3 protein-coding genes are annotated in these 8,955 nt (G+C 40.5%); 1 reads left to right on the forward strand and 2 read right to left on the reverse strand.

What is annotated here, in order from left to right; translation table 11 throughout:
* Positions 1 to 542 precede the first annotated feature (542 nt).
* Positions 543 to 3,791, forward strand: a complete 3,249-nt coding sequence (locus tag Q0954_RS15125; RefSeq protein WP_299458242.1) for a sensor histidine kinase — start codon at positions 543 to 545, stop codon at positions 3,789 to 3,791.
* Between the two features lie 37 nt (positions 3,792 to 3,828).
* Here Q0954_RS15125 and Q0954_RS15130 read toward each other — a convergent pair whose 3' ends face one another.
* Together Q0954_RS15130 and Q0954_RS15135 are read right to left on the reverse strand one after the other, a co-directional pair.
* On the reverse strand, positions 3,829 to 4,512 hold the full coding sequence (locus Q0954_RS15130) for a DUF2306 domain-containing protein (RefSeq protein WP_299458244.1): 684 nt from the start codon (positions 4,510 to 4,512) through the stop codon (positions 3,829 to 3,831).
* Between the two features lie 503 nt (positions 4,513 to 5,015).
* The gene (locus Q0954_RS15135; protein ID WP_299458247.1) at positions 5,016 to 8,246 is read right to left on the reverse strand and encodes a hypothetical protein; all 3,231 of its coding nucleotides are present in this window, start codon (positions 8,244 to 8,246) and stop codon (positions 5,016 to 5,018) included.
* Positions 8,247 to 8,955: the final 709 nt, after the last annotated feature.

The following is an 8,955-nucleotide window of genomic DNA, read 5'->3' on the forward strand; positions in this document are numbered from 1 at the left end:
TTTCAGCTGAAGGCTTTAAATTACTGATAAACAATATCTTAATTTAAAAAATAAGTACCTTTTAAAGTTACTTGATCTTGATGTACACACACGGAACGCGTGCGTTAGCTGTTCAAGAAAGCTCCTAAAACTTCTGTGGCTACGGTTCCAATATGCTTCGGAATTCAGAAAACGAACTCTGCCAGTTCCCTGCAGAATAAATTTTGTAAGTTTGACAGCCGCCAAAATAACCTCGAAATAATGTAGAATTTACTTAGTTCCCAAAGCACTAGGTAACAGGGTTCACACCTTAGCAACAAATTTTATAGCATGCTGATTTCTAATAGTTTATAAAATGCGTAAGTGAAAATTATTTAGCGCCTTCTTAATAAAGACCACCCATCCACCAAACATTTTGTTCACTTGGACTACTTTATTTTTTGCGTTTTACTTAGTAACTTATAAGAGTTAATATTACTTTAGACTTAGCGCTTGTTTAAAACTCACTGAAAACCAACACAACCGTTTTAAACAAATGCTTCATTCAAACTCAAAAGAACTATATGAGATGTAGGATCTCTATAATCATAGTTTTTATGTACCTGAGCAACTACTTTGGTTATGCTCAGTTTAATTTCCGTTTCAAAAAAATCACGGTAAAAGAGGGCTTGTCACAGTCTGCTGTTTCTTCTATCATTCAAGATCGTTTTGGTTTTTTGTGGGTGGGTAGCCGCGATGGGCTCAACCGCTACGATGGGTATACATTCAAACAGTATTATCATCAAGCAGACAACCCTCAAAGTTTGCCCAATAGTACCATTATGCAATTGTCACTCGATCCTCAAAAAAACTTATGGATTAGCACTCCAGGCTTTTTGTCCAGGTATCAGGTAAACCAAGACAACTTTGTATCTTACCCAATAGCGCTTCCCAAAAATACCTCAAGCGAACCTCTGATTATTAAAGAAATTTATTGGAAAAACTCACAAGAAGCATTGCTTACCTCCTCTAAAGGGGTAATTTTGTTCAACACCAACACTCACAAGGTGAGCATACCTAAACGCTATGAAAAGTTTAAAGGAGTTCATGTATATGCCATTGCCTTTGATGCCCCTATCAGTGAATGGATTGCCACCCACCAAGGAATTTACCAAGCACGAATAAGTGACAATAAAGTAAGCTGGACTCTACGTCTTGCCAGCAAGCAAGCACCTACTTATGTAATTAAAACGTCAGAAAATGTAGTGATTGGATCGGTACACGAAAATGCTTATGTATTTGATGCATTGGAACAGGTTTTCAGGAAGATACCCAAGGCAAAAGGTCAAAAGGTAGTTACAACAATGAAAGAGTTATCTAATAACCAAGTGTGGATATCGTGGGGAAATGTGAGTATTTTGGATACCAAAGGCAAATACCTGAATAATATCACTTACGAAAAAAACAACCCTTTTAGTTTATCCAGAGATTTGGTTACCTCAGTATATGAGTCACAAGATGGCATTATTTGGTTAGGTACCAATGGCTATGGACTCAACAAATTAGACCTTAATCTATCGCGTTTTGGCTACATTGGTGCTTTTCCTAATACACGTGTTACCCTTGATGAGATGTACACACAGGCAATGTATACAGCCAATGATACCCTACTCTATGTAAGTACTGCACTAGGTTTAAATATCATTGATTTGTTCAACAAAAAATCAAGGGTACTCACCAATAATGCCAGTGTACGCAGCAATCGCATCAACTGTATTGTAGCTGATAGCACCCAAAGGCTTTGGCTTGGGTCACAAGATGGTTTGTGGAAACTTGAAAATGATCAGTTTATCAATGTAGATAACCAAGTAATTGGTAGGAATGTTGGGATCAATCAAATACTACTTGTCGCTCCTCATACCCTTATGCTGGCTACTGATGCAGGTACTAAATTGTGGAATTACCAAACCAAGCAATTGACCCACTTGAGCTATACAAAATCAGTAAACACCTGCCTACCCTTGCCGCAGGGGTTTCTAGAAGGCTCCAGATTAGGGCTACGGGAATTTGATCATCAAGGGCAACTGAAACATCACTTTAAAGCTGATAACTCCCAATCTCCTGTTCAGGTTAACATTATTACCTATATTTTTAGAGATTCGAAACAACGAATATGGCTAGGCTCCTGGGGGGGAGGGTTGACCTTATACAACCCTAAAAACCACAAGTCAACGCATTATGGCAAAAAGGATGGCTTACCTAATCTGGTAGTGTATGGTATATTAGAAGATAACCGCCAACACTTGTGGCTGAGTACCAACAAAGGACTCAGTTTTTTTAATACCAAAACCCGACAATTCAGAAATTTCAGAGAAACCGATGGGCTCCAGAGTGACGAATTTAATACAGCATCATTTTTCAAATCGCCTTACGGCAGAATGTATTTTGGGGGCATTAACGGGCTCACTTATTTTGCTCCTGGCACTGCTTTACAAACCCAACGGTACATTCCAAAAACCACTTTGATTGGCTTTACTATAGACGGTAAACCAGGGCTTCGCCTTGACGAAAGTTTTGGTGTGGAAAGAATAGCTCAAACAGGATTGGTTACTCTAGGATCAGCAGTACGTAAGTTTTCGTTTGAAGTAGCTGGCTTGGGTTATTCGTTGCCAGGACACACTCGTTATAAATACAAAATGACGCCACTTGATACACGCTGGATAGAAATGGGCAAACGCCGCTATATCCAGTTTAATAACCTTGCTCCTGGTACTTATCAACTTGAGGTAAGGGCGGCTAATTCAGAAGGGCAGTGGGAAAACAAGGGGCTCAAAATTACAGTAATCATTACCCGTCCTTTGTGGCGACAATGGTGGTTTGTAGCCTTATGTGCAGGGCTTGCTTTTTGGCTGGTGTTTGTGTTATATATTATTCGCACCCGGCAATTAGAGCGTAAAGCGCAAAAACTTACTGCTACTGTAAAACAACGTACCCAAGAGGTAGAAACCAAAAATAATGAAATTGAGGCACAGAATGAGGAATTGCAAACACAGGCGGAGATGTTGATTGAGAAAAATGAATTGCTGGAGGCCATCAGGGAAAACCTGGAAGACAAGGTAAGGGAACGTACCCAAAACCTCACTCAACTCAATGAAGATTTATTGGAACAAAACACCAAGCTAGAACAGTTTGCTTTTATTACTGCCCACAACATTCGTGGTCCTATTGCTCGCATTCAAGGTTTACTGCAAATTATGCCCGATGGAGTAGCCCCTGATATAGTAGGTTTTTTAAAGCTAAGCATAGATGAGCTTGATCAGGTAATTCGCGATTTGGTCACTATACTGGATGTACGCAATGGAGTAGATCAACACTTTGAAAAGGTAGAATTAAGAGCCTTGCTCATGCAAACTATTCAGTCGTTGCAAGATGACATAGATAAAACCAATGCTACGATCAATATTGACCAATTTGCTCCTTTGACTTTAAACGGAGTGCGCCCTTATTTTCAAAGTATTTTTTACAACTTGATTCATAATGCGCTCAAATACAGTAAAGACGATGCAGACCCAGTGATTCGTATTGAACACTATAAAAGGAAAAAAAAGGTATTCATTATTGTTGCTGATAATGGGCTGGGCATTGAGATGCATTATGCCAAACAGAAAATTTTTAATTTATACCAACGTTTTCACCCCAAACGCCCAGGCAAAGGTTTTGGGCTATATTTGGTGAAGACTCAACTGGAGGCAATGAAGGCTGACATTAGCGTAGCAAGCGAGCCCGACAAAGGTACAACGTTTACCATTAGTTTTCCTCTACATAAGGCTTAATATTGTGGAGCAACAGTTTTCTTGTAGTTTGGTAAAGTTATGCTGTAGCTTTTGCTTTACGCTTATTAGTATGTGCCTGTAACATTTGATTATATACTTCTACTGCGCTTAGGGTAAGTATCCAACCTAACCAAAATGCTGCCATCAAAATATCGCGGTCGTTCGCTATTATCATTTGTTTCAAGATTAAAAACACTACTCGAATAGATGCCACTCCTAAACCTATAGCATAACTACGAGCAACCCATTCGCGGTGCTGGGTAACCTCACCCCTACGAATATGGGCATAGGCTCTATAAGTGGCATATATCATAAACGAAGCAAATAACAATACGGGTATCAGCTCTATTACGCCAGCAAAAGGCACTAAAATGGCGAACAAGATGCCAGACACGGCTCCTGTAATACTAAAGACCATGAATATTTTGCCCAAAGTACGGTGCAGTTGAGGGCGTTTTCGGCGAAAGCTTTTGCTAAACTGCATGAGTCCTATGATAAGGTATACTGCACCAAAAATACGGTGTACTACTTCAATGCCAGGCTTAGAGGCAAGTGCAGGTAATGCATCACGGGTATAGTCTGTACCATATAAAATATTGGATAACCAGAGATGTACTCCTTCAGGCAAAATGTAACGACTAAGACAGGCATATACTCCTACAACAGTAAGTATACAGGCGGTGATATAACCTGCGCGTGCCAGAGTTTGAATTTGTTTCATGGTGCAATAATTTAGGTTACCCTCATTTCTTTTTGTGAGAGGTGCTAAATGCTTAGGAATCGCCTCAATTTTCAGGGTAAAATCGAAAAAATGTGATTTCTCGTTTTAAATTTACGAAATACATTGATTTTAGGAAACATCGTATTTATGTTTTTATGGAATGAAACTATGCTTTTTGGGAATATCAATACAGAGTTAAAGTGTGTTTATATATTTAGCCGCAAAATTAAGGGAAGTATTGAGAATATATAAGTGGAGATAGAGTAGGAAAAAAATTGAAGGAAGCCCTTTAATTAAATTAAAGGACCTACCCCCAACGTTTTTGGACTATGCTGACACAAAGTTAATAGTTTATGCTAATTTAAAAAATCAATTGCTAAAAAAATTAGCCTAAAACATATAAAGCCCTGATATTCAAAACACTAAATTTTAGTTAACGCAAAAACGCCACAAGAGTGTGCTCCAGTGGCGTTATATACTATTAACTGACAAACTCTAAAAAGTTAGTCCATTTTCAAAGGTTGATAGTCTTTAAACAATTTAGGTTTGGCATTTTCTACCGCAGTACGAAACTCCTTCCAGTCTGTGGCAAAAAATTCATTGATTTGATTCACCGCATCCTTCATTGCTTTTTCGGCGAGGCGCATCATGTTTTTCTGGTTGCTGTTAAACGCACCAAAAGCATTGCCCATATAGTAAGATGCCATGCCTACTTGTTGGGTTACTAGTTTTGGGTTGCGGTTGATTCCTTTTTGCTTTTGTTTGCCCAGCACCATTTCCATTAGTTTTTTCATTTTCTTCTTGGTGGCTTTGCCCTTCTTTCGGGCAGCCTTAACACCCTCACCTTTTTGACCTTTGAGCTGTGCCATGGCTGTTTTCATAGTTTTTTGTGCTTCTTTCATGCGGTTTACAGCTTTGGTCAATACCGCTACCTTTTGCATCATTTTTTCTGCGGTTTCAAGTTTTGCTTTTGCTACACTTATTGGCTCGCTCTTGCGTGGGTCAGCGATTACCTTAATAGTAGTAGAGTCTTTCTGCCCTAGGTAGCTCATACGTATCTTGTAAGTACCCGGAACCACTCTGGCACCACTTGGCTCGCCTCTGCCTCGTCGACTACGCCCCGCATTGCGGTAAGAAGGAAAACGAACCCCTTTGCGGTCTAACCTCCAGTAAGTACGATTTAAACCGTTGTTGCGAGGTTTCACTTTAAGCGTTCGAATCAAAGTACCACTTTCATCAAATACCTCTAACTTGACCTGCTTGCCTTTTTTCTTCATTTTCTTTTTGTCCTTAGGGTCTTTTTTAGCAGCTTTTGTCTTGCTGTCTACTTTGGCTTTCTGACCAGCTTTCTTTTCGGGCTTTTTTACCCAAAAACTCAACATAGCACCACGACGACGGTTTTGCCCGGCAAACTCACCTTGAGCAAAGAAACGCCCACCAGCACCTTGCTGATAGCTTGCCAGTACTGCAGTAGGTGGAGTAAACACTTTGATTTTTTGCGTCATTACTTCTTTGCTGCCTTCTTTGGCAAGCACCCGCAAAGGACGAATATCATCTAAGACATACGCTGCGCGCCCAAAAGTACCTATTACTAAATCGTGCTCACGGGGGTGAATCACCATATCCATAGTAGATACTGTGGGGTAACCATTGGTCCATTTTGTCCAATTGTCGCCTGCATCTATGCTTACATACAACCCAAATTCGGTACCTGCAAACATGAGCTTAGGTTCTACTGGGTCTTGCACAAACGAGAGCATGTACCCCCAAACTTTGTCGGTGCTTACCAAGTTTTTCCAGCTTTTGCCATAGTTGGTGGTGTGCAATAAGTAAGGCTTCCAATCATCGCGACGATAGTTGTTAATCACTACAAATGCTTCGCCTTCGTTGTATTGAGATGCCCTGATTTGGGGAATCCAGCTTCCGGCGGGTACTCCCTTCATGCGGCTGGTCAGGTCTTCCCAGGTTTTGCCTCCATCGCGGGTAATCTGTAGTTTGCCATCGTCAGTGCCCACCCATAATAAACCTTGTTTTTTGGGGCTGGGCTCAATGACCAAAATAGAGTTAAAATTTTCGGCACCTGTAATATCGGGGGTCAAGCCTCCGGTTTTGTTGCTTTCTTTTTGTTTTTCCTGGTCGTTGGTGGTCAAGTCTTCCGAAATAATATTCCAGTCTTCACCACCATTGATGCTTTTGTGTACATATTGGCTACCAAAGTATACCGTGTTTTTATCAAAAGGGTCTATAGCAATTGCCGCATTCCAGTTAAAGCGCAAAGTTTTGCCTTCGGGGTGCACAGGACGTAGCAGCTCCTGGCTTCCGGTTTTACGGTCATACCGTCCCATAAAACCTTGTTGTGACATGGAGTAACCAGTAGTAGGTGAAGTAGGTACTACATCGAAACCATCGCCAAAACTAAGCTCTTGCCAATAACTATTGCGAATGCCTCCTCTACGCCATACATAGGCAGGGCCACCCCAAGAACCATTGTCTTGCATACCACCATATACATGGTAAGGCATGGCGTTGTCAACATTAATGTGGTAAAATTGCGCTACTGCAATGTTATTCATAAATTTCCAGGTCTTTGCCCGGTCGCGGCTAATGTACATTCCACCATCATTGCCCAACATCATAAGTTTACTGTTTTTAGGGTGAATCCACATGGCATGGTTATCGGGGTGTACATTGTTCATATACCCGCCAATCATTTTCCAAGTTTTTCCGCCATCTTCGCTACGAGAATAGTTAGACCACAGACTATACAAACGATTTTCGTTTTGGGTATCTACATAAATATCGGCATAATAAAAAGGACGGTTGCCAAAAGGACCTTTAGCGCCTACATTGCGCCACTTAAGACCACCATCGGTAGATTTATAAATGCCATTTTTCTTAGCTTCGATAAAAGCATATACTACATTGGGATTACTCTGGGCAATGGCAAGCCCCATTCTTCCTAAGTTGCCTTTGGGCAAACCATCTTTACTGCTAAGTTTTTTCCAGCTTTCACCACCATCAAAGGTTACGTGCAAACCTGAACCTTTACCCCCTGATTTGAACTTGTAAGGCCAACGGCGAAACTCCCATAAGGCTACAATGAGTTTATGAGGGTTGGTAGGGTCCATGACCATATCGGCTACCCCGGTGCGGTCATTGGCAGAAAGTATTTTTTTCCAGGTTTTGCCACCATCTATGGTTTTGTATACACCACGCTCTGGGTGATCGCCCCAGGCAGAACCTTGCGCGCCTACATATACAATATTAGGATTGGTTGGGTGCAACACAATGCGGTGAATGGTACGGGTTTTCTCAAGTCCCATTAGCTTCCAGGTTTTGCCACCATCTTGGCTACGAAACACCCCTCCCCCACTGGTTTGGCTATTTCGGGGGTTCCCCTCTCCTGTGCCTACCCACACTATATGAGGGTTTTGTTGGTTTACTGCTACGGCACCTACTGAGGCTATTTTTTCTTTTTCAAAGATAGGCTTCCAATCTACTCCACCACTTTCTGACTTCCACAAACCGCCCGATGCTGTACCACAGTAGATAATGTTGGGGTTGTCGTATAAGGCATCTATTGATGTAACTCTCCCGCTCATCCCGCCAGGTCCAATGTTACGGGCTTTCATTCCTTTGAGTTTTTTCATGTCCAGTTTTTGGGCTTGCCCTGGCAAGGCGACGCAAAGCAAGACAAAAACTGGCCACAAAATACTTTGTATATGTTTCTGCATAATATAAATGTTATCAATAACCCACAGTATTCGGTACACAGTTGTGTTTGCTTCTAATCATACTGCTTTTATCACCGAAAAAACCTGCGGAGTATTATGTTATGACTCTATAGTTGTTTTTTAATCGCTCTAAATTAACTGTTTGCCTTGCCACTTGGAAGCTACTTTTGTAGGAACAAAGCCAGGTTTTTATCAAAAATTGAATTATTCCTATATTTAATATCACCAGTTACCACCACCTAAATCTTTTAAAAACCATTTAAAGGTATTTAAACTTATAAAATCAAGAGTGAAAGGAGGTGTACTATTTTTGTAAATTAGGGAGATCATTTTTTTTATAAAAAAATGGTTTCACCGATGAACTTAATCATTTTAACCCCCAATTCAGTACTTATCCCGACAAACTATGTCTTCATTTTTGGCTATCTAAAATTCTTTACAGGTGGGAGCTTTTATTCAGGTAAACAAAGGTGGGGCAGATACCTTTCAGTGGGATTTATCATTTTTTGGGGATGTTAAAAAAGTGTTAAGCAAGTAGGCGGCAAGAGGCAAGCTACGAGTAACAAGTATTTATACTCTAAACTAGTGCAACAGGAACTAAGTTAATATAGTATTAATTTCCTTTTCCTTTGTAAAGCCTTTGAACTTCCACTTCAAAGGCTTTAACCAATGCTGATTATAACAATTGATATACCTTTCTATTGTTTGA

Source organism: uncultured Microscilla sp. (assembly GCF_947493425.1).
Lineage (GTDB): Bacteria > Bacteroidota > Bacteroidia > Cytophagales > Microscillaceae > Microscilla.